The organism is Conexibacter sp. W3-3-2, assembly GCF_009707605.1.
In the GTDB taxonomy this organism is placed as follows: domain Bacteria; phylum Actinomycetota; class Thermoleophilia; order Solirubrobacterales; family Solirubrobacteraceae; genus Paraconexibacter; species Paraconexibacter algicola.
In genome coordinates, this window is sequence record NZ_WLYW01000001.1 from 1,329,933 (window position 1) to 1,351,049 (window position 21,117).

General features: G+C 74.2%; 23 protein-coding genes and 1 pseudogene. 5 read left to right on the forward strand and 19 right to left on the reverse strand.

The genetic code is table 11. The features are described 5' to 3' along the window. Nucleotides 1-2: 2 nt before the first annotated feature. From GKE82_RS06640 to GKE82_RS06655, 4 genes are all read left to right on the forward strand, one after another. Nucleotides 3-935, forward strand: a complete 933-nt coding sequence (locus GKE82_RS06640; RefSeq protein WP_154732760.1) for a VOC family protein — start codon at nucleotides 3-5, stop codon at nucleotides 933-935. Then, the gene (locus GKE82_RS06645) at nucleotides 932-1,621 is read left to right on the forward strand and encodes a phospholipase (RefSeq protein WP_309233471.1); all 690 of its coding nucleotides are present in this window, start codon (nucleotides 932-934) and stop codon (nucleotides 1,619-1,621) included. The genes GKE82_RS06640 and GKE82_RS06645 overlap by 4 nt, the downstream gene beginning before the upstream one ends. A 78-nt stretch (nucleotides 1,622-1,699) precedes the next feature. Then, nucleotides 1,700-2,521, forward strand: coding sequence for a cellulase family glycosylhydrolase (locus GKE82_RS06650; protein WP_154732761.1), 822 nt, complete (start codon nucleotides 1,700-1,702; stop codon nucleotides 2,519-2,521). A gap of 47 nt (nucleotides 2,522-2,568) precedes the next feature. Continuing rightward, nucleotides 2,569-3,093, forward strand: coding sequence for a hypothetical protein (locus GKE82_RS06655; protein ID WP_196189088.1), 525 nt, complete (start codon nucleotides 2,569-2,571; stop codon nucleotides 3,091-3,093). Nucleotides 3,094-3,103: 10 nt separating this feature from the next. Here GKE82_RS06655 and GKE82_RS06660 read toward each other — a convergent pair whose 3' ends face one another. The 13 genes from GKE82_RS06660 to GKE82_RS06720 form a co-directional block, all read right to left on the reverse strand. Further along, entirely contained in the window at nucleotides 3,104-3,481 is a 378-nt protein-coding gene (locus GKE82_RS06660) for a VOC family protein (protein WP_154732763.1), read from the reverse strand. A 70-nt stretch (nucleotides 3,482-3,551) separates the two neighbouring features. Further along, nucleotides 3,552-3,758 (reverse strand): hypothetical protein, encoded by a 207-nt coding sequence (locus tag GKE82_RS06665; protein WP_154732764.1) that lies wholly within the window; start codon nucleotides 3,756-3,758, stop codon nucleotides 3,552-3,554. Between the two features lie 82 nt (nucleotides 3,759-3,840). Beyond that, nucleotides 3,841-4,044, reverse strand: a complete 204-nt coding sequence (locus GKE82_RS06670) for a cold-shock protein (protein WP_154732765.1) — start codon at nucleotides 4,042-4,044, stop codon at nucleotides 3,841-3,843. Between the two features lie 124 nt (nucleotides 4,045-4,168). Further along, nucleotides 4,169-4,897: a class I SAM-dependent methyltransferase gene (locus tag GKE82_RS06675; protein ID WP_154732766.1), complete on the reverse strand. Its 729-nt coding sequence runs from the start codon at nucleotides 4,895-4,897 to the stop codon at nucleotides 4,169-4,171. Beyond that, nucleotides 4,897-6,387 carry a 2,3-bisphosphoglycerate-independent phosphoglycerate mutase gene (gene gpmI, locus GKE82_RS06680; RefSeq protein WP_154732767.1) on the reverse strand — a complete coding sequence of 497 codons (1,491 nt, stop codon included), beginning with the start codon at nucleotides 6,385-6,387 and terminating at the stop codon, nucleotides 4,897-4,899. The genes GKE82_RS06675 and gpmI overlap by 1 nt, the downstream gene beginning before the upstream one ends. Nucleotides 6,388-6,391: 4 nt before the next feature. Continuing rightward, nucleotides 6,392-7,165, reverse strand: coding sequence for a triose-phosphate isomerase (gene tpiA, locus GKE82_RS06685; protein WP_107570767.1), 774 nt, complete (start codon nucleotides 7,163-7,165; stop codon nucleotides 6,392-6,394). Continuing rightward, entirely contained in the window at nucleotides 7,162-8,316 is a 1,155-nt protein-coding gene (locus GKE82_RS06690) for a phosphoglycerate kinase (RefSeq protein ID WP_154732768.1), read from the reverse strand. The genes tpiA and GKE82_RS06690 overlap by 4 nt, the downstream gene beginning before the upstream one ends. Nucleotides 8,317-8,320: 4 nt before the next feature. After that, nucleotides 8,321-9,319, reverse strand: coding sequence for a type I glyceraldehyde-3-phosphate dehydrogenase (gene gap / locus GKE82_RS06695; protein ID WP_107570769.1), 999 nt, complete (start codon nucleotides 9,317-9,319; stop codon nucleotides 8,321-8,323). 104 nt (nucleotides 9,320-9,423) lie between these two features. After that, nucleotides 9,424-10,119, reverse strand: a complete 696-nt coding sequence (locus GKE82_RS30595) for a DUF222 domain-containing protein (protein ID WP_309233798.1) — start codon at nucleotides 10,117-10,119, stop codon at nucleotides 9,424-9,426. A 40-nt stretch (nucleotides 10,120-10,159) separates the two neighbouring features. Next, nucleotides 10,160-10,525 carry a VOC family protein gene (locus tag GKE82_RS29810; RefSeq protein WP_107570770.1) on the reverse strand — a complete coding sequence of 122 codons (366 nt, stop codon included), beginning with the start codon at nucleotides 10,523-10,525 and terminating at the stop codon, nucleotides 10,160-10,162. Continuing rightward, nucleotides 10,522-11,412 (reverse strand): RNase adapter RapZ, encoded by an 891-nt coding sequence (gene rapZ / locus GKE82_RS06710; RefSeq protein WP_233243931.1) that lies wholly within the window; start codon nucleotides 11,410-11,412, stop codon nucleotides 10,522-10,524. Before rapZ ends, GKE82_RS29810 begins: the two co-directional genes overlap by 4 nt. A 10-nt stretch (nucleotides 11,413-11,422) precedes the next feature. After that, a complete protein-coding gene (gene uvrC / locus GKE82_RS06715) occupies nucleotides 11,423-13,318 on the reverse strand; it encodes an excinuclease ABC subunit UvrC (RefSeq protein WP_154732771.1) in 1,896 nt (631 codons plus the stop codon). Between the two features lie 48 nt (nucleotides 13,319-13,366). Next, nucleotides 13,367-14,764 carry a GGDEF domain-containing protein gene (locus tag GKE82_RS06720; RefSeq protein ID WP_196189089.1) on the reverse strand — a complete coding sequence of 466 codons (1,398 nt, stop codon included), beginning with the start codon at nucleotides 14,762-14,764 and terminating at the stop codon, nucleotides 13,367-13,369. Nucleotides 14,765-14,827: 63 nt separating this feature from the next. On the opposite strand from GKE82_RS06720, the pseudogene GKE82_RS31250 reads away from it, so the two are divergent. Further along, nucleotides 14,828-17,204: pseudogene (locus GKE82_RS31250) on the forward strand (molybdopterin-dependent oxidoreductase). Here the strand turns inward: GKE82_RS31250 and GKE82_RS06730 are convergent. From GKE82_RS06730 to GKE82_RS06755, 6 genes are all read right to left on the reverse strand, one after another. Further along, the gene (locus tag GKE82_RS06730; protein ID WP_154732773.1) at nucleotides 17,182-18,516 is read right to left on the reverse strand and encodes a transglycosylase SLT domain-containing protein; all 1,335 of its coding nucleotides are present in this window, start codon (nucleotides 18,514-18,516) and stop codon (nucleotides 17,182-17,184) included. The pseudogene GKE82_RS31250 and the gene GKE82_RS06730 sit on opposite strands and share 23 nt — an antisense overlap. After that, complete coding sequence (locus GKE82_RS06735; protein WP_154732774.1) at nucleotides 18,513-19,085, reverse strand: hypothetical protein; 573 nt, start codon at nucleotides 19,083-19,085, stop codon at nucleotides 18,513-18,515. The genes GKE82_RS06730 and GKE82_RS06735 overlap by 4 nt, the downstream gene beginning before the upstream one ends. Continuing rightward, nucleotides 19,082-19,426, reverse strand: coding sequence for a hypothetical protein (locus tag GKE82_RS06740; RefSeq protein ID WP_154732775.1), 345 nt, complete (start codon nucleotides 19,424-19,426; stop codon nucleotides 19,082-19,084). The genes GKE82_RS06735 and GKE82_RS06740 overlap by 4 nt, the downstream gene beginning before the upstream one ends. Next, nucleotides 19,423-19,776 (reverse strand): TadE/TadG family type IV pilus assembly protein, encoded by a 354-nt coding sequence (locus GKE82_RS06745; protein ID WP_154732776.1) that lies wholly within the window; start codon nucleotides 19,774-19,776, stop codon nucleotides 19,423-19,425. Before GKE82_RS06745 ends, GKE82_RS06740 begins: the two co-directional genes overlap by 4 nt. Before the next feature lie 71 nt (nucleotides 19,777-19,847). Further along, nucleotides 19,848-20,207 carry a hypothetical protein gene (locus GKE82_RS06750; protein WP_107569475.1) on the reverse strand — a complete coding sequence of 120 codons (360 nt, stop codon included), beginning with the start codon at nucleotides 20,205-20,207 and terminating at the stop codon, nucleotides 19,848-19,850. A 30-nt stretch (nucleotides 20,208-20,237) separates the two neighbouring features. Next, nucleotides 20,238-21,047 (reverse strand): response regulator transcription factor, encoded by an 810-nt coding sequence (locus GKE82_RS06755; protein WP_230316108.1) that lies wholly within the window; start codon nucleotides 21,045-21,047, stop codon nucleotides 20,238-20,240. Between the last annotated feature and the right edge of the window lie 70 nt (nucleotides 21,048-21,117).

Below are 21,117 nucleotides of genomic sequence, written 5' to 3' on the forward strand. Positions count from 1 at the left end.
CCATGACCCTCCAAGGCCTCCACCACATCACCGCGATCACCGGGGACGCCCCGCGCAACGTCGACTTCTACGCCCGCGTCCTCGGGCTCCGCATGGTCAAGAAGACCGTCAACTTCGACGCCCCCGACGTCTACCACCTCTACTACGGGGACGAGACCGGCGGCCCCGGCTCGATCATGACGTTCTTCGAGTTCCCCAACGCCGCCCGCGGCACCGCCGGCGACGGCATGGTCCACACGATCCTCTGGCGCGTCGGCTCGGCCGAGGCCCTGGCGTTCTGGGAGCGGCGGCTCGCCGACGAGGGCGTCGCCACCCGCCGCGACGGCGACCGCCTGACGTTCGCCGACCCGGAGGGCCTCGCGATCGAGCTCGTCGTCGCCGACGACCTGCCCGACGCGCCCCTGGCCGCCACCGCCTCCCCCGGGATCCCCGCCGAGCACGCCCTGCAGGGCTTCCACGGCGTGCGCGCCTACGCGTCGCGCCCGGAACGCTCCGCGGACCTGCTCGTCACGCTCGGCTTCCAGCGCCGCGAGGATGGCGTCTGGGTCACCGGCGAGGGCACGCCCCGCCACGCCGAGCTGCACTACGACGCGCCGCCCGTCGCCGTCCGCGGGCGCGACGGGGGCGGCACGATCCACCACGTCGCCTGGTCGGCGGCCGACGACGACGAGCTCGCCCGGTTCCGGGTCCTCGCGGCCGGCGGCGGGGCGCACCCGACGCCGATCATCGACCGGCAGTACTTCCACTCGGTGTACTTCCGGGAGCCCAGCGGCGTCCTGTTCGAGCTCGCCTCGCGCGACATCGGCTTCGCGGTCGACGAGCCGCAGGAGACGCTCGGCGAGGCGCTGCTGCTGCCGCCGCAGCACGAGCACCTCCGCGACCGGCTCGTCGACGTGCTGACCCCGATCCAGAACCCCCGGCAGGCGGTCGCGTGAGCGCGCCCCGTCACCCGGGTCCGCTGCCGCACCTCGTCCGCCCCGCGGACGGGGAGGCGGCCGGCACGCTCGTGCTCCTGCACGGGCGCGGCGCCGACGAGCACGACCTCTACGGGCTCTTCGACGTCCTCGACCCGCAGCGGCGGCTCACCGGCATCACCGTCGGCGGGCCGCTCGCCCTCGGGGGACCGGTCGGCCGGCACTGGTACGTCGTCCCGCGCGTCGGGTTCCCCGACCCGCACACGTTCGGGCCGACGTTCGCCGAGCTCGCGACGCTCCTCGACGACGAGCTCGGGATCGACTGGTCGACGACGGTCGTCGGCGGCTTCTCGCAGGGGTCGGTCATGTCCTACGCGCTCGGGCTCGGCGCCGGACGGCCCCGTCCCGCGGGCATCCTGGCGATGAGCGGGTTCATCCCGACCACCGAGGCCTGGCAGGGCGACCTCGACGCACGGGCCGGCCTGCCCGTGCTCGTCGCGCACGGCACCCACGATCCGGTGATCTCCGTCGAGTTCGGCCGCGACGCCGTCCGCCGGCTCCAGCAGGCCGGCGCCGACGTCACCTACCACGAGTCCGCGGTCGCCCACCAGATCGACCCGCGGGTCGTCCCCGAGGTCCACGCCTGGCTGGCGGACCGGTTCCCGGAGCGGTCGGGAGCGGAACTTTCGCCCCCCTCGGGCGTCTAAACGGGTGGAGGCGCTGCCGCAGGGCGGCGCCGTCCCCCTCCCCCTGTTCCCCCTCACCCGTCTGGAGGCCGCCGCTCCGTGCGTCCCACGATCCTGATCGCCGTCCTGCTGTCGCTCGTCCTCGCCGCGCCCGCCGCCGCCTCGACGACGCAGTTCACGATGTTCGAGGCCCCGTCCGCGCTCGTGGACCCCTCCCAGCGTGACAGCACCCTCGACGAGATCGACGCGCTGGGCGCCGACGCGATCCGGGTCCTCGTCAACTGGAACCGCGTCGCCCCCTCCCCGACGTCGAAGACGCGGCCCGCGAACTTCGACGCGTCCGACCCGGCCGCGTACGGGGACGGCTTCGCGACCTACGAGGCGATCGTCGCCGCCGCGAAGGCCCGCGGCCTGCGCGTCCTCTTCACGATCACCGGCGGCGCCCCGTTCTGGGCGACCGCGAAGGGCACCGACGCGATCACCCGGCCCGATCCGGACGAGTTCCAGGCGTTCGCCACCGCGCTCGGCGCGAAGTTCCGCGACGACGTGGACATCTGGTCGATCTGGAACGAGCCCAACCAGCCGCAGTTCCTCGCCCCGCAGTTCGTCGGCGGCAAGCCGCAGTCGCCAAAGCTCTACCGCAGCCTGTACCTCGCCGCGCAGCGCGGCCCGGCGCGTCGGGCAACGGCCAGGACACGATCCTCGCGGCCGAGACCTCGCCGCGCGGCAACCCGCGGATCGTCGCGCCGCTCGCGTTCCTGCGCGGGTTCCTCTGCCTCGACTCGAAGTACCGCAAGGCGAAGAGCTGCGGGAAGATCGACGCCGACGGCTGGGCGCACCACCCCTACACGACCAGCGGTGGGCCGTACTTCAGGAGCGGCAACACGGACGACGTCACGATCGGGACGCTCTCGCGGCTGACGCGCGCGCTCGACCGGGCCGGGAAGGCCGGCGCGATCCGCAAGGGCATGCCGATGTACCTGACCGAGTTCGGCATCCAGTCGTTCCCCGACCGCATCAGCGGCGTGCCGCTGTCCACGCAGGCCGACTACCGCTCCCTCAGCGAGTTCATCGCCTACGGCAACAAGCGCGTGAAGGCGTTCTCGCAGTACCTGATGCGCGACTCGGACCCCAACCCGCCCGGCGGGTCGAAGTTCAGCGGCTTCGAGTCCGGCCTGCGGACGTTCGGCGGCACGAAGAAGCCCGCGTACGACGGCTTCCGGCTGCCGCTGGTCGCCGACCGGTACGCGGCCGGCAAGGTGCGGCTGTGGGGCCTCGCGCGTCCCGCCGACGGGCGCACGAAGGTGCGGATCCTCTACGCCAACGGCGGCTCGTCGCGCTGGCGCACGCTGACGACGCTCTCGACCGACGCGCGCGGGTACTTCTCCTCGCGTCGGTCGGCCCCGAAGGACCGGCGCTACCGCGTCGAGTGGACCGCGGCCGACGGCACGACGCACCGCGGGCCGGTCACGAAGACGCGCAGCGCGCCGTAGGCCGTCGGGCTCACGCCGGCGCGTACCGGTGGTGGAGGTCCAGGACGTTCCCGGCGGGATCCAGGAAGATCGCTTGGATGCAGACGCCGGAGTCGAACGCCTCGGTGACGAACTGCACGCCCTGGGCCTCGAGCGCGGCCTTGGCGGCAGCGACGTCCGGCACTGCGAGCGCCACCGGAGCGGTGTGCGGCCCGCGCCACTCCTGACCGAAGCCGGTGGGGTCCATGATCGCGATGGTCAGGTTGCCCGCCTGGTATTCGGAGGCGGGCGCGTCGCCCCAGTGCTTGACGAGCGGCAGCCCGAGGGTCTCCGCGTAGAAGGCGCGGGACGCCTCGATGTCGTCGGTCGGCAGGGTGACGAAGTCGACGCCGGTGATCGCGATGCCCATCGGACCAGCGTAGGTCAGGCGCGGTGTCCGGCCAAGCCACGACGACGCCGTGGCCGTGGCCGGATCCGGCTCAGGAGCCGGTCGGCGGGATGACGTCCTCGAAGCCCTCGCGACCGGCGGTGCGCAGCGCGTAGTACTCGGGCTCGACGTCGGGCGCGTCCTCGGTCGGCTCCGGACGCGAGGCGCGGCGGGCCTGCTTGTCCAGGCGCTTCTCGCGCTTGCGCTGCTCGCGCTGGAGCTTCGCCATCGTCGTCTTCTTCTTCGCGTTCGAGCCCATGGGGGCTCCTTCCGGTCGGGGGAGTCAGAGCACGACCGAGGGCCCGGGAGACCCGGGCCCTCGACGGTCCTTCAGCGTGGTGCTAGAGCGCGACGACGTTCGCGGCGGCGGGGCCCTTGGGGCCCGCCTCGGCGTCGTAGCTCACCTTGGCACCCTCGGCCAGCGTCCTGAAGCCGCTGCCCTGGATCTGCTTGTGATGGACGAAGAGGTCCTTGCCCGAGTCGTCCGGCGTGATGAAGCCGAAGCCCTTCTCGTCGCTGAACCACTTGACGGTTCCAGTAGCCATGTTGCTGCCCTCCGGGGGTATGTGCACTGCGAGACGCGGAGGAGCTGCGAGGCTGCTGCGGGTAACGCCGGACACTGCTGGTCGGTCGAGCGGATGCCCGACCCGTGAGACCAGCGTAGCGTACTCAGGCCCGGGGCTTGTGCGCCAGCAGCAGGAGCGTGTGGCCGCAGCGGGCCGCGGGCGGGATCGAGCCCACCGCCCTGTCGGCGCCGTGCAGCGCCCGCTGGAGCCGCGGCGGCAGCCGCCGCCACGAGTAGGTGAGGGCGTGCAGCTCGGGCTGCAGGCCGGCGCGCCGGGCGTGGCGCGCGAGGCCGCGCGGGGACAGCGGCACGTCGTCGGGCGTCCCGTGGATCCGCGTGCCGAGGCCGACGCGGTTGGCGAGCGCGAGGCCCGCGCCCACGGGATGCCAGAGGCCGGGTTCGACCGCGATCGCGGTCCCGCCGGGCCGCAGCAGCCGCGCCGCCTCCGCGAACACGGGGTCCAGCGGCCCCTGGAAGACGATGTGGTGCAGGACCAGGCGGTAGAGGACGACGTCGAACGACGCGTCGGGCAGGTCGTGCAGCTCCCCCGCCGCGCCCGGAGCGGCCGCGTCCGCCCGGCCGTCCTGCACCACCCACTCCGCGCGGGCGGCGTCGAGGTCGTTGGCGGTCAGGCGCCAGGCCGGTGCCGGGAAGAGATGGCGACCCGGGTGCCAGCCGCAGCCGACGCTCAGCACGTCCCCGCCCGCGTCGAGGTCGAGTCGCCGGCCGACGAGGCGCCGCTCCCGCTCGAACAGCCAGTCGTAGTGCAGCTGCAGCGTCCGCGGGGAGGAGCGCCGGTCGAGCAGGTTGTCCGGCTCGTACTCCTCGGACATCAGCGCTGCAGCAGCGAGACGCCCGTCATCTCCGGCGGCTGCTCGATCCCGAGGAGGTCGAGGACGGTCGGGGCGACGTCGGCGAGGATGCCCCCGTCCCGCAGCGCCGGAGCGGCGTCCGCGAGCGCGTCGGGCCAGACCACGACGAGCGGGACCGGGTTCAGCGAGTGCGCGGTGTTCGGCGAGCCGTCGGGCTCGAGCATGTTGTCCGCGTTCCCGTGGTCGGCCGTGACGATGACCGCGCCACCGCTCCCGGTCACCGTCGCGACGACGTCCGCGAGGCAGCCGTCGACGGTCTCGATCGCCTTCACGGCCGCCGGGATGACCCCGGTGTGCCCGACCATGTCGGGGTTGGCGAAGTTGATGACGCCGAACGCCGGACCGTCCTGGTCCCAGCCCGCGACGAACTTGTCGCGCGCCTCGTGCGCGCTCATCTCGGGCTTGAGGTCGTAGGTCGCGACGTCGCGCGGCGACGGGGCCATCTCCCGCCGCTCGCCCGCGAACGGGGTCTCCTCCCCGCCGTTGAAGAAGTACGTGACGTGCGGGTACTTCTCGGTCTCGGCGACGTGCAGCTGCGTGCGGCCCGTGCCGGCGACGACGGACGCGAGCGTCACGGTCGGGCGGTCGGGCGCGAACGCCACCGGCCAGTCCCAGCTCTCGTCGTAGGTCGTCAGCGACGTGTAGCGCGCGACGTGCGGCGCGATCGCGGCCGTGAGCTGCCGCATGCGGTCGGGGCGGAAGTTGAAGGCCAGGACGCTGTCGCCCGGGCGGATGACGCCCTCCGACCCGACCGTGGTGGCGGAGACGAACTCGTCCGTCTCGTCGCGCGCGTACGCGGCCTCGACCGCGGCGCGACCCGTGTCGGCGTGGTGCTCGGCGGTCCCGCTCACGAGGAGATCGACCGCCGCCGCCGTGCGCTCCTCGCGGTTGTCGCGGTCCATCGCGAAGTAGCGGCCGATCACGCTCGCGACCCGCGCGTTGCCGGCCGCCGCGCACTGCTCGTCGACCGCGCCGACGAACCCGGCGCCACTGGTCGGCAGCGTGTCGCGGCCGTCGGTGAACGCGTGGACGACGACCTCGGGGACCCGCAGCTGCGCGCCGAGCTCGATCAGCGCCTGCAGGTGCCGGTCGGAGGAGTGGACCCCACCGTCGCTGACCAGGCCGATCAGGTGGACCCGGTCGAAGCCCGTGAAGGCGGCGCGGAGCGTCTCGTTCCCGCCGAGCTCGCCCTGCTGCACCGCGTCGTCGATCCGGGTGAGGTCCTGCCGCACGATCGCCCCGGCCCCGAGGTTGAGATGCCCCACCTCGGAGTTGCCCATCTGCCCGTCGGGCAGGCCGACCGCGCGCCCGCAGGCGGTGAGCTGCGTGTGCGGGAACCGCTCCCACAGGCCGTCGAACGTCGGCGTGTCGGCGAGCGAGACGGCGTTGCCCGGTCCCGCCGGGGCCAGGCCCCAGCCGTCGAGGACGACGAGGGTGACCGACGGGACCATGCCGCTAGCCCTTCGGGCCCTGCGCGACCGCCGCCTCGACGATCGGCACGAACTTCGCGGGGTCCAGCGACGCGCCGCCGATCAGCCCACCGTCGCAGTCGGGCAGCGCCAGCAGCTCGGCCGCGTTCTCGGCGTTCATCGACCCGCCGTAGAGGATCCGCGTGCGGGCGGCCTGCTCCTTGGAGCGGTCGGCGACGAGCGCGCGGACGAAGCTGAGCGCGTCCTGCGCCTGCTCGGGGGTGGCGGTGAGGCCGGTGCCGATCGCCCAGACGGGCTCGTAGGCGATGACGACCTCGCCGAGCCGGTCGGTGTCGAGCTTCTCGAGTCCCTCCTGCACCTGGTGGCGCAGGCGACGCTCGGTCTCCCCGTTCTCGCGCTCCTCCTCGGTCTCGCCGACGCAGAGGATGACCTTCAGGCCGGCGTCGAGCGCGGCGGGGACCTTCAGCGCCAGCGCCTTGTCGGTCTCCCCGAAGTACTGGCGCCGCTCGGAGTGCCCGAGGACCGCGCCGTGCACGTCGATCTCCGTGAGCATCGCCGCGGAGATCTCACCGGTGTACGCCCCGTTGGGGGCCTCGTGCATGTTCTGGGCGTAGACCTCCACGCGCGAGCCGCGGGTGGAGTCGACCATCGCCTCGAGGTCGAGGTACGGCACGCAGAGCGCGACGTCCGCGCCGTCGGTGGCGTACAGCTTGGGCAGCAGCGCCTGGATGAACTGCTCGGCCTCGGCGACCGTCTTGTTCATCTTCCAGTTGCCGGCGATCAGGGGGATGCGGCTCACGACAGGACCTCCACTCCGGGAAGGGTCTTCCCTTCGATCAGCTCCAGCGACGCGCCGCCGCCGGTGGACAGGTGGGTGACGCGCGACTCGAGGCCGAACTGCGCCAGGGCCGCGGCGCTGTCGCCGCCGCCCACGACCGTCGTGCCCTCGCACGCGGCCACGGCCTCGGCGACCGCCTTCGTGCCGGCCGCGAACGGCTCGAGCTCGAAGGCGCCCATCGGGCCGTTCCAGAACACGGTGCCGGCGGCGACGATCTCCGCCGCGTAGCCCTCGGCCGTCCTCGGGCCGACGTCGAGGCCCATCTGGCCGTCGGGCACGTCGACGCCGTCGAGCGGCGTGACCGTCGTGTCGGCGGAGAAGGACTCCCCGAGCACGAGATCGGTCGGCAGCAGCAGGCGGCAGCCCTTCGCGGCCGCGTCGTCGAGCGCGCGCCGGGCGACCGCGACGCCGTCCTCCTCGCACAGCGACGCGCCGACGGCGTGCCCCTGGGCCTTGAAGAACGGGAAGCACATCGCGCCGCCGATGAGGATCGCGTCGGCCGTGTCGAGGAACGCGTCGATGACGCCGATCTTGTCGGTCACCTTCGCGCCCCCGACGATCGCGACGAGCGGCTTCTGCGGCGCGGCGAGGATGCCGTGGAGCGTCTCGACCTCGCGCTGCAGCAGCCGGCCGGCCGCGGACGGCAGCAGCGTCGCGACGCCGTGCGTCGAGGCGTGCGCGCGGTGCGCCGCCCCGAACGCGTCGTTGACGTAGACGTCCGCGAGGGCCGCGTACTGCGCGGCCAGCGCGGGATCGTCCTTCGTCTCGCCCGCCTCGTAGCGGACGTTCTCCAGCAGGACGACCTCGCCGTCCGGCAGCGCGGAGGGATCCAGGCTCTCCGCGACCGGCACGTCGAGCTCCAGCAGCTCACCCAGCCGCGCCGCGATCGGCTTCAGCGACAGCGCGGGGTCGCGCTCCCCCTTCGGCCGGCCGAGGTGCGCCATGAGCACGAGCTTGGCGGCGCCCTTCTCGCGGAGCTCCGCGAGGGTCGGGAGGGCACCGCGGATGCGTGCGTCGTCCGTGACGCGGCCGTCCTGGTCCTGGGGGACGTTGAAGTCCACCCGGACGAGGACGACCTTGCCGGAGACGTCGAGGTCGTCGAGGGTCCTCAAGGCTCTAGAGGACCCGCTGCACGAGGTCGACGACGCGGTTGGAGTAGCCCCACTCGTTGTCGTACCAGGACACGACCTTGACCATGCGCGGGTCGATGGCGACCGTGAGCAGCGAGTCGAAGATCGAGCTGTGCGGGTTGGTGACGATGTCGCTCGAGACGATCGGGTCGGCGGTGTACTCGAGGATGCCCTTCATCGGGCCGTCGGCGGCGGCCTTGACCGCAGCGTTGATCTCCTCGACCGTCGTGTCGCGGCTCGTGCGGATCGTCAGGTCGACGACGGAGCCGGTCGGGACCGGGGCGCGGACCGCGAAGCCGGACAGCTTGCCGTTGAGCTCCGGCAGCACGAGGCCGACGGCCTTCGCGGCACCGGTGGACGCCGGGACGAGGTTGGTCGCGGCCGAGCGCGCGCGGCGCAGGTCGCTGTGCGGCGCGTCGAGCAGCCGCTGGTCGCCCGTGTACGCGTGGATCGTCGTCATCAGGCCGTGCTCGATGCCGACCGCGTCGTTGACCGCCTTGGCGAACGGCGCGAGGCAGTTCGTCGTGCAGGACGCGTTGGAGATGATGTGGTGGTTGTCCTTGTCGTACTGGTCGTCGTTGACGCCGAGCACGAGCGTGACGTCCTCGCCCTTCGCGGGCGCGGAGATGATGACCTTCTTGACCGACCCGCCGAGGTGCTTGGCGGCGTCGTCGCGGTTGGTGAAGAAGCCGGTCGACTCGATGACGACGTCGACGTCGAGCGAGCTCCAGTCGAGGTTCGCGGGGTCGCGCTCCTCGAAGACGCGGATCTTCTGGCCGTCGATGACGAGGTTGTCACCCTCGGCCTCCACGGTGCCCGGGTACGGGCCGAGGATGGAGTCGTACTTGACCAGGTGCGCCAGCGTGGCGTTGTCGGTCAGGTCGTTGAAGGCGACGAACTCGATATCGGCGTTCGCGGCCTTGGCGGCGCGGAAGACGTTGCGGCCGATGCGGCCGAAACCGTTGATGCCGACGCGTACGGACATGGGATCAGGACCTTCCTGGGGTCTGGGCGTTCGGGGCAGCGCCGGGACGCTGACGACTGTGCCGGCGAGGGCAGAACCCTACCTTGGACGTGCGCATTTCGACCTCACGCCACGAGTCGGAGCGGCGGAGCGCGGTGCGGGGTCTCCCGCAGCAGCCGCCCGCGCGGGTCGCGGACCTCGAGCACCCCGGCACGTCGTCGTGCGGTGAAGCCGCCCTCGTGCACGAGCCGATGGTGGAACGCGCACTGCAGCACGAGGTTGTCGAGGTCGGTCCGGCCGCCGTGGGCCCAGTGCACGAGGTGGTGCCCGGCGAGCCCGTGGCGACGGTCGCAGCCCGGCATGGCGCAGCAGCGGCCGTCCCGCGCCTCGAGCGCGCGCCGCAGCGCCGGCGTGATGACCCGCTGGGTGCGCCCGAGGTCGAGCCCGGGGACGGACACCTCGGCGTCGCAGCACAGCCGCCTCGCGAGCTCCGACGGGACCGCCGGGCCGTCCTCCAGCGCGCAGACGTCCCCCGCCCGTGGCTCGTCCCCGGTCGCGCGGCAGGCCAGCGCGGCCGGGTCGGCGTGCAGCACCACGTGGGTGCGCGGGGCGCCGCTGCGCGCGATCTCCGCCAGCGCGTCGGCGCGCCGCGCCACCCGCGAGGGCCGCGCACCGCCGGGCTCGGGCTCCGGGTGCAGCGCCGCCGCGGCGGTCTCCACCGCCTCCACGAACGCCGCCCCGGCGTCCGCGGCCAGGCGGCCGTAGAAGCGCAGCGTGCCGTCGACGTCGAAGAACCACTCGACGCACCGGCGGGCGTGAATCGGACGCGTCGCGGTTCAGCTGAACCGCGACGCGCGCCGCTCAGACCGAGCCGCTGACGATCTCGACCCGGTAGCCGTCGGGGTCGAGCAGGTACCCCGCGTAGTACCGCGGGCCGTACTGGTGGCGCGGACCGGGAGCGCCGTCGTCCCGGCCGCCGGCGGCGAGACCCGCCTCGTGAGCGGCCTGGACGGCCGCCTTGCCGACCGCCTCGAGCGCCACGTGGCCGTACGCCGGCGCGGGGACGCGGCCGCGCGCGACGATCCAGAACCGCGGATCGACGCGGCCGTAGGCGACCGCGCCCGGACCCTCGAACTGCCGGCGGCAGCCGAGCGGGAAGAACAGGGCGTCGTAGAAGCGGGCGGAGCGCGCGAGGTCCGCGACCTCGAAGCCGATGTGGGCGATCACGGCTTGGCGCGGCCGATGTCGCGGTGCACGATCTCGGTGAACAGGTCGTCCCGCTCGCCGTAGCGCGCCCCGAGGTGCTCGGTGATCGCGACCGAGCGGTGGCGTCCCCCGGTGCAGCCGATCGCGACCACCAGATGCGTCTTCCCCTCCGCCTGGTACTGCGGGATCAGGAAGTCCAGCAGCGGGATCAGGTGCGCGTAGAACGCGTCGAGGATCCCGTCGCGCGACGCGTACTGGACCACCCGCTCGTCCTTGCCGGTGAGCATGCGCAGCTCCGGGACGTAGTGGGGGTTCGGCAGGAACCGCACGTCGAACGCGAGATCCGCGTCGCGCGGCGGACCGTGCTTGAAGCCGAAGCTCTCGAACGTCACCGCGAGCTTCGTGACCTTCGTCCGGGGGAGGAACTCGTCGGCGATCCGCTTGCGCAGCGTCGCGCCGTTGATGCCGGTCGAGTCCACCACGGCGTCCGCGCGCTCGCGGACCGGGGCGAGCAGGTCCGCCTCCGCCGCGATGCCCTGCGCGACCGAGCCGCGCGGCGACAGCGGGTGGCGGCGGCGCGTCTCCTTGTAGCGGGTGATGAGCGTGTCCTCCGACGCCTCCAGGAACAGCACCTGGTGGGGCATGTCGCGCGCGCCGAGATCGTCGAGGACCTCGCTGAGGTGCTCGAAGTAGGAGCCGCCGCGCACGTCGCTGACGACCGCCGCCCGCTCGACCTTCGAGCCCTCGTGCAGGAACAGGTCCACCAGCGACCGGATCATCTCCGGCGGCAGGTTGTCGACGCAGAAGTAGCCCGCGTCCTCGAACACGTTCATCGCGGTCGACTTCCCGGCACCCGAGAAGCCGGTGATGATCACGAGGTCCTCGAGGCGCGGCGCGGGCTCGGACACGCCCCGGATCCTAGCCCGAGGTCCGGTGCAGGAAGGTGTACAGCTCGCGCGCGGTCTTCCCCGGCAGCCCGGGGACCGCCTCGAGCTGCTCGCGGGTGGCCGACAGGACCGCCTCGGGCGAGCCGAAGTGGTTCAGGAGCGTCCGCTTGCGCGCGGCGCCGATGCCGGGCAGGTCGTCGAGGATCGAGGTCGTCATCGCCGCGTCGCGCCGCTGGCGGTGATGGGTGATCGCGAAGCGGTGCGCCTCGTCGCGCACGCGCTGCAGCAGCTGCAGCTCGGGCGTGTCGTGCCGCAGGAGGATCGGCTGCGGCCGACCGGGGACGAACACCTCCTCGATGCGCTTGGCGAGCGAGATCACCGCGACGCCGCGGTCGAGGAAGCCCTGCAGGGCGGCGGCGCCCGCGGACAGCTGGCCCTTGCCGCCGTCGATGACGATGAGGTTCGGGAGGGTCGCGAAGCTCTCGTTGCGCGCCGGGTCGTGCGGGCTGAGGTCCTGCTGGGTCTCCCACTGCGCGTAGCGGCGCGAGAGCACCTCGTTCATCGAGGCGAAGTCGTCCGGCTTGCCGATTCCCGCCGCCCCGCGGATCTTGAACCGCCGGTAGTCGGACTTCTTCGGCGCACCGCCCTCGAACACGACCATCGACGCGACCGTGTGGGTCCCCATGAGGTTCGAGATGTCGAAGCACTCGATGCGCAGCGGCAGCGTGTCGAGCCCGAGCGCGTCCTGGAGGCCGTCGAGCGCCTCGACGCGCTGCTGGCGGCGCCGCTCGCTCTTGAGCTTCTCCTGGTCGAGCGCGAGCTTCGCGTTGCGCAGCGCGAGGTCGAGCAGGCGGCGCTTGTCGCCCCGCTCGGCCGCCCGCACCTCGACGGCGGCGCCGCGGCGCTCGGCCAGCAGCTCGGCCATGACGTCGAGGTCCTCGAGCTCGTGCTGGACGATGACCTGCGGCGGCACCGAGATGCCCTCCCCGTAGTACTGCAGGAGGAACTCGAGCGCGACCTCCCCCACGTCGGCCTCGGCGACGTTCTCGAGGTAGAAGCTCTGCCGGTCGCTGAGGACCCCGTCGCGGACCTGGAAGACCTGGGCGTTGGCCTCGGTCCCCTCCAGCGCGATCGCGACGACGTCGAGCGTGCCGACCGCCTCGTTGGAGACGCGCTGCTTCTCCAGCAGGGCCTGCACGCTGCGCAGCCGGTTGCGCTCGAGCGCCGCCTGCTCGAACTCCTGGGCGGCGGCGGCCGCCTTCATCTTGCGCTCGAGGTCGCGCTCGACCTCCTTGAAGCGGCCGGAGAGGAACGCGACGACCCCGTCGATCGACTCCCGGTACTCCTCCTGGCTGACGTAGCCGACGCAGGGAGCCCCGCAGCGCTTGATGTAGTAGTCCAGGCACGGGGAGCCGCTGCGACGCCCCGGCTCGGCGCCGGTGCACGAGCGGAACAGGAAGACCTTCGTCAGCAGGTCGAGCGTGTTGCGCACGCGCTTGGCGCTCGAGTACGGGCCGAAGTACAGGCGGTTGCGCCGGTGCCGCTCCCGGGTGAAGTACACCCGCGGGTACGGCTCGTCCATGCTGATCGCGATGTACGGGTAGCTCTTGTCGTCGCGCAGCCGGATGTTGAACTTCGGCCGGTACTGCTTGATGAAGTTCTGCTCGGTGAGGAGCGCCTCGGTCTCGCTGGAGACGAGCAGGCACTGGATGTCCTGCACGGCCCGGACCATGTCCGCGTGGCCCGCCGACTGCGGTCGGCCCGACGTCTTCGTGAAGTGCGAGTTGACCCGCTTGCGGATCGACTTCGCCTTGCCGACGTAGATGACCTTGCCCTTCCCGTCGCGGAACAGGTAGACGCCCGGCCCGTCGGGCAGGGCCTTGCGCTGCTCCTGCAGGCGGGGCTTCTTCGTGGTCGGCGTGGCCATCCCTCGTCCGAGGATACGAACCGCGCCGGGCGGGCAGATCGCCCCCGCTCAGGCGGCCTGCGCCAGCGGCTCCGGATCCGGGGCGAGCGCCACGCGCCCGCGCCCGGCGCGCTTGGCGTCGTAGAGCGCGGCGTCGGCGATCCCGACGAGGTCGTCGAGCAGCCCGGCGTGCGTGGGAGCGTGCGCGATGCCGATCGACAGGCCGACCGCGGGGAGCTCGGGCCGGTCGGCGAACGCGCCGGCGAGCCGGTCGAGCAGCTCGACCGCGTGCGCGTGCGCGGTCGCGAGCGGCACCGGGGTCCAGAGCGCGAACTCGTCGCCGCCCAGACGCCCGGCGGTCCCGTAGCCCTGCAGCAGGTGCGCGACCTCGCCGAGCACGAGATCGCCGACCTGGTGCCCGTGCTCGTCGTTGACCTGCTTGAAGCGGTCGACGTCGACGAGCAGCAGGCAGCCCGCCTGGTGCTCGGTCTCGAGGGCGTCGCGGACCGTGCGCGTCCAGTGGCGGCGGTTGGCGATCCCCGTGAGGTCGTCGCGCTGCGCGAGCCGCTCGAGGTGGGCGATCCGCTGCGCGGTCCCGCCGTCGGCGAGCGTCGCGGAGGCGAGCGCCGCCTGCGTGGCGAGGTCGTCGAGGACGTCGGAGTGCAGCTCGGCGCGCTCGAGCGCACGCTGGAGCAGGGACTGGTCGGCGTCGCCGGAGGTGAGCATCGTGGCGACGACGTTGGCGAGCTGGACGCACGCGACCTCCGCCGACGGGCACGCGTCCCCGGCGGGACCGCCGTGGTGCCAGGCGATCGCGGCGACGACGGCGTCGGGCATCCCCCAGGCGCGGGCGAGCAGGGCGCCGGCCTGCGCGTGGTCGATGCCGAGCTCCTCGCGCTCCAGCGCGACGCGGCGGCTGCCGCCGGGCGCCGCGGTCGCGATCGCGTCGAGGGCCTCGTCCCCGAACGCGCGGGGCAGGACGAGCTTCCCGACGTCGTGGAGCAGCCCGGCGAGGTGCGCGAGGTCGCCGCCGTGGCCGGCGCGGTCGGCGGCGCTCGCGGCGGACAGCGCGACCGACAGGGCGTGCAGGTGCATCTGGCCGTAGGCGGCGCGCCCGTTGCCGCGGCTGCGCTCGAGGAACCGGTAGGTCGCGGTCTCGAGCGTCAGGCGGCGCAGCGCGTCGCGGCCGACGAACATCACGGCCTGCCGGATCGACCGGGCGCGGATCGGGTGGGAGCGGCTGGCGGAGTTCGCGAACCGCAGCAGGTTCGCGGCGAACGTCGCGTCGCACTCCAGCGCGGCGATCAGCTGGTCGTTCGTGGCGTCGGGGTCGTCGACGACGGCGAGGATCCGCTGGACCGTCCCGTCGAAGACCGGGAGCCGGCCCAGGTCGTGCAGGGCGGCCTCGCAGCGCGCGGCCGCGGCGTCGTCCAGCTCGGTGGTCCAGTCCTCGTGCGTGCCGTCCATGGCTTCCCTCTGCATCGTCCATCGCCGGTCGATCTTGAGCGCCCGGTGTGGGATGGTGGACCGATGGGAGCGACGACGACCGCCTACCGCACCTGCCCGCTGTGCGAGGCCACCTGCGGACTGGAGCTGACGATCGAGGACGGCGCGGTCACGCGCGTGCGCGGCGACGAGCAGGACGTGTTCAGCCGCGGCTTCCTGTGCCCCAAGGGCGTGTCGCTGCGCGAGCTGCACGAGGACCCCGACCGGCTGCGGATGCCGCTGCTCAAGCAGGCCGACGGCACGCACGTCGAGGTGTCGTGGGACGAGGCGTTCGCCGAGGTCGCCCGCCGGCTGCCGCCGCTGCTGCAGGAGCACGGTCGCGACGCGGTCGCCGCGTACCTGGGCAACCCGTTCGCCCACAACCTCGGGGGGATCTTCTACGGCCGCGTGCTCTTGAAGGCGCTGGGCACGAGGAACGTCTACTCGGCCAGCACCGTGGACCAGTACCCCAAGCAGGTCGCGGCCTCGCACATGTTCGGGACGGCGGGCAGCGTGCCCGTGCCGGACCTCGACCGCACGGACTTCCTGCTCGTCCTCGGCGCGAACCCGCTGGCGTCCAACGGGTCGCTGATGACGGCGCCCGACGTGCGGGGCCGGCTGCGCGCGATGCGCGCCCGCGGCGGGCGGCTCGTCGTGGTCGACCCGCGCCGCACGCGCACCGCGCGCGAGGCGGACACGCACCACTTCATCCGGCCGGGGACCGACGCCTTCCTGCTCGCGGCGATGGTGCACGTGCTGCTCGAGGAGGACCTCGTGGAGCTCAGGCGCGCCGAGGGCCTCGTCCGCGGGCTCGACGAGCTGCGCGAGGCGGTCGCGACCGTGACGCCGGAGCGCGCGGCGGCCGCGACGGGGATCGCCGCGGCGGACGTCGTGCAGCTCGCGCGGGACCTCGCGGCGGCCCCGAGCGCCGCGGTGTACGGGCGGATCGGGACGACGACGCAGGTGTTCGGGACGACCGCGAGCTGGCTCGTGGACGTGCTGAACGTGCTGACCGGCAACCTCGACCGGCCGGGCGGCGCGCTGTTCACGACGCCGGCGGCGGGCGGGCCGACGACGAGCGGCGCCGACCCGGAGCGTCCGGGGCGCGGCCGCGGGCCGAAGCCCGCGCGGTGGGCCAGCCGGGTGCGGGGGCTCGGCGAGGTGCTCGGCGAGCTGCCGGTCGCCTGCCTGGCGGAGGAAATCGAGACGCCTGGCGAGGGACAGGTCCGGGCGCTGTTCACGGTGGCGGGGAACCCGGTGGTGAGCACGCCCAACAGCGGGCGGCTCGACGCGGCACTCGCCTCGCTGGACTTCATGGTCAGCGTCGACATCTACCTCAACGAGACGACGCGCCACGCGGACGTGATCCTGCCGGTCCCGTCGCCGTTCGAGCGCTCGCACTTCGACGTGCTGCTCTACTCGTTCGCGGTCCGCGACGTGGCGAACTACTCGGCCCCCGCGATCCCGGCCCCCGACGGCATGCCGGCCGAGTGGGAGACGCTGCTGCGGCTCGTGGGCGCGGTGACCGGCCAGGGCCCCGACGCCGACGTCGCGGCGATCGACGCGTTCGTGGCCGCGCAGGCGGTCGCGCGCGAGGTCGGCACGGTCGGCTCGCCCGCGTTCGGGCTGGATCCCGACGCGGTCGGTCGGGTGCTGGCCGTCGAGTCGGGGCCGGAGCGGCTGCTGGACCTGCTGCTGCGCTGCGGGCCGTACGGGGCGGGCTTCCCGGAGCTGGGCGCGCCCGGGCCCGGACTGCCGGCCGACGCGACCGTCGCGGACGGGGACGTGCGCCCGGAGGCCGGCCTGTCGCTCGCCGCGCTGCGCGCGGCCCCCCACGGCGTGGACCTCGGACCGCTGAAGCAGCGGCTGCCGGAGGTGCTGCGGATGCCGGACGCGCTGATCGACCTGGCCCCGGCCGCGCTGCTGGCGGACGTCCCCCGGCTGCTCGCCGAGCTCGACGCGCAGGCGGGCGCCGCCGCGGACGGCCCGCTGCTGCTCGTCGGCCGGCGCGACCTGCGGTCGAACAACTCGTGGATGCACAACCTCCCGCTGCTCGTACGCGGCCGGGCGCGCTGCACCCTGCACGTGCACCCCGCCGACGGCGTGCGCCTGGGGCTCGCCGACGGCGCGGGAGGCGACCGTGCGGGCACGGACCGGCGAGCTCGTGCTGCCGGTGGAGCTCACCGAGGACGTGATGCCCGGCGTCGTGAGCATCCCGCACGGCTGGGGCCACGGGGTGGCGGGGACGCGGATGGACGTGGCCGGCGCCCACGCCGGGGTCAACTCCAACGTGCTGACCGACGAGCTCGTCGTCGAGCCGCTCACCGGGACCGCGGTGCTCAACGGCATCCCGGTGGACGTCGCGCCGGCGGGTGAGGTCGCGGACCGCACCGAGCCGCTCACCGCACCAGCCGGACGGTGAGCTGCGCGGCGCCGAGGCCGCCGATGTCCCCCTGCCCGAGCATCAGCGCGAGGATCCGGGCGACGTAGTCGCGGGTCTCGCTGTACGGGGCGGCGCAGCGGCACGCCTGCACCGCCCCGGGACCGGCGTTGTAGGCGGCGAGCGCCAGCGGGACCGCTGCGAACTGCTGCAGCAGCCGGCGCATCAGGCGGGCCTGCGCGTCGATCGCGGCCGCCGGGTCGAACGGGTCGTGCAGGCCGTACTCCTGCGCCGTCCCCGGCATGAACTGCGCGATCCCGAGCGCCCCCGCGGAGGACCGGGCGTGCGGGTTGAAGTTGCTCTCGGTGCGCAGCTGGGCGGCGAGCAGCACCGCGCCGACGTTCCAGCGCTGCGCCGCCCGGGCGATCATCGGCCGGTAGACCGCCGGCACCCAGGACGGCAGGCCGCTGCCCAGGCCGCGGTCCCCCGACCCGCCGCCCGGCCGCGCGGCGCCGTAGCCGACCGACGCCGTGCCCGGGTTGCGGACGTACCCGTAGTGCCAGGGCTCCCAGGAGTAGCGCTGCAGGAAGCCGAAGCGACGGGCGTTGCGGATCAGCCAGGGGTAGGCGGGCCGGGGGCCGATGTCGAGCTCGGTGCCGAGCCGGTGCAGGCTCTTGCCGGGCGGTGCGACCCACCTGGGATCGGGGTGCTGGGCGTAGAGCACGGCCTGCTCGGCGTCGGAGCGGAAGCCGGAGACGACGACGAGCGTGACGCCGTCGGCGCGGGCGGCGGCACGCAGCCGGTCGTAGGCGAGGGCGACGTCCGGGCGCATGGGCTTGCCGTCGCGGTAGGCGAGCGGTCCGTCGTAGGCGCCCGCGCCCGATGCGGTCGCGGGCAGGACCGCGGCGGCGGGCGGGAGCGCCTCCGCCATCGCCGAGAGGGCCGCGCCGGGACCGTCCGCGCCACCACCGCGTGCCGCGCGGACCCGGACCTGCAGCGGCACCGCGCCCGGTCCCGCGCCGGGGAAGTCGACGCGCACGTCCCGCAGCCCGTTGCGGGCCGCGGTGGCGACCGCGCGGGCGCGGACGGCGGCGCGGTAGCCGTCGAGGTCCAGGCCGACGGGCAGCGGCGCGCCGGGACCGGGCTCCCCGATCGGATCGGTCACCTCGGCGTAGCGGTCGGCCATCACGCCGGCGGCCGCGAGCGCCGCGAGGTCGAGCGCCCGCTGGTCGTCGCCGCGGCCCGTGAAGCCGGCGGCGACCGCCACGATCGCGGCCGTGAGCGCCCCGGCGAGCAGCACCGCGCCGAGGACGAGCAGCAGGGCCTGCCCGGAGTCGTCGCGCAGCCGGGTCACGCGGCCTCCTCGACGAGCGTGCGGCCGAGCGCGCGCAGCGGGGCGAGCACCGGCAGGCCCGTGAGCGCGAGGCCGCGCGCGAGGACCGACGGGTCGAGCGCGACGACGTGCGCGATCCCGTCCGCCCGCGCGACGGCCGCCAGACCGTCCGGCACGGTGCCGGGGACCGCGGCCACGACCACGTCGGCCGCGGCGACGAGGGGGTCGTGCGCGGGCTCGCGCGGCCCCGCGACGACGACCACCATCGGGCCGTCGCAGGTCGCGGCCACGCGGACGGCCTCGGCGGTGGCCGCGAGCGGCTCGTCGGCGAGCCGGACGTGCACCAGCCGGCCGCTGGCCGTGGCGTGCGTGCCGCGCAGCCGCAGGGACGCCGCGAGGCGCCGGGCGGCCGCGCGGGCGGGAACCGTGGTCGGCGCGCCCGTGCCGCAGGCCGATCCGGGCGTGACCGCCACCACCGCCACGCCGTCGCCGCGCGCGGACCGCAGGCCGGTGGCCAGCGCGGCACCGACCGCGGTCGGGTCGGCGGCGCCGGCGAGCAGCACGACGCGGGAGACGTCGGGGGCGCTCATCGGACCGCCGCCTCCCCCGCGTCCGCGGTGGCCTGGGCGACGAGCAGGTCGGCGACCGGGCCGGCGACCGCGCGCGGCCGCACCCTGACGGTGACCTGGCGACCCCGGACCCGCACGTCGACGTCGTCGCGGTCGCGGCCGGGGACCGCGGCGCGCGCCTCGGTCTCCGGGTCGCCGCCCTGGATGAGCGCCGCGGCCCCGGCGGCCGCCGCCGTCGCGGCGAGCTCGCGCGCCCCGCCGGCGGCGAGCACCTGCGCGATGGCGAGGACGACCACCAGCGCCAGCGGCAGGATCGCGACGAGCTCGATGCTCGCCTGCCCCCGGTCGTCGCGGACGCTCACGACCCCGCCCCCTGCGGCGTGAAGCGGGCGCGCGCGTGCACGCTGCCGACGCCCGGGACCAGCGCCGGGATCCGGACGGTGACGCGGACGCCTTCGCCGTCCGGGCGCACGCGGACACCGCGGCGGAGCCCGTCGGGGACCGCGGCTCGCGCCGCGTCCTGGGGCGAGCTGCCGACCGCCGCCGCGCGGGCGGCGGCCCGGGCGGCCGACCCCGCCGACCACTGCGCCCAGCCCGCCAGCGCGCCCTGCACGAGCAGGGCCGCGAGGAGGGCGATCAGCGGCAGCAGCGCGACGAGCTCGACGCTCGCCTGTCCCGCCTGTCCGCGTCCCGGAGATGTGTCGTCGGCCATGGGACCGACGATCCGGGACGCCGCGTCACGGCGCTACCACCAGGGTGTGACGATCCTGTGCCGAAACGGCGTCAGAACGAGTAGCTCTTGTAGTACCGGTAGACCTGCACGAGCGCGTACGACGCCCCGCCGATCAGCAGCATCCACAGCAGCAGGCCCGCCCCGGTCTCCCACAGCTCGCGGCGCGCGGCCATCGCGAACACGGCGACGCCGAGCGCCCCGTACAGCAGGCCGCGGTGACGGTCGCCCAGCGAGAAGATCTCGACCCGGTTCTCCCGGTACAGGCGCGCGCCGATCAGCACGAAGCAGACCGTGATCGCGATCGACAGCAGCGCGCCGACGGTGTCCGCCGTGCTGCCACCGCCCGGGACGAAGTGGACGGCGGCGGCGATCGCGAAGACGATCAGCGTGTTGCGCAGGCCGGTGCTCACGTCGTGAGCGTACCGCGCCGGGGGCCCCGGCTACCGCAGTGCGGCGGCGAGACGCTCGGCGTCCGCGGACGCGGGGTCCGGGACGACGCTGAGCTCCGGCCGCGGCGCGGGCGGCTCGCCGTCGACCGGCTCCGGCGCGAACCGGTACCCGACCCCGAAGTGCGTGTGGATGTACCGCCAGTCGGGGGACGCCTTCTCGAGCTTCTGGCGGAGCTTGCGGACGAAGACGTCGACCGAGCGGTCGCCGCGGGCCATCGCGTAGCCCCACACCCGCTGGTAGATCTCCTCGCGCTCCAGGACGCGGCCCTCCGCCCCGGCGAGCAGCTCGATGAGCTCGAACTCGCGGCGGGTGAGGTCGATCGAGCGGTCGCCGACGAACGCCTGGAAGCGGTCGGAGCGGATCTCGATCTCGCCGGCCGCGATCGGCGCCGCGGAGCGGTCCTCGCTGCGGCGGCGGCGGCGGACGACCGCCTCGATGCGGGCGATGAGCTCCTCGGGGTGGCACGGCTTGCCGAGCCAGTCGTCGGCGCCGAGGCGCAGGCCGCGGACGCGCTGGGCGACCGTCGACTGCCCGGTGCAGACGATGACGCCGAGACCGGGAAGCCCGGTCGTCAGCTTGTCCAGGTACTCCCACGCGGCGGGGCCGAGCGTGGCGAGATCGACGACCACGGCGCTGAGGCGCATGGCGACGAGCGATTCGACGGGCACCGCACCGGCGAGGACGCGGTGCTCCCAGCCCAAGCGCTCGAGGCGCTTGCCGAGCACCTGCAGGAAGCCGGAGTCGGTGTCGATGACCGCGATGCGGAGCGGGTCCGCACCGGAGGGGATCAGGTCGTGCATGACGCGGCCCATGGTAGCCACTACCCCGTCGCGAAAACCGGGTTGCGGGCTCTGGTCACGACATTTTCAC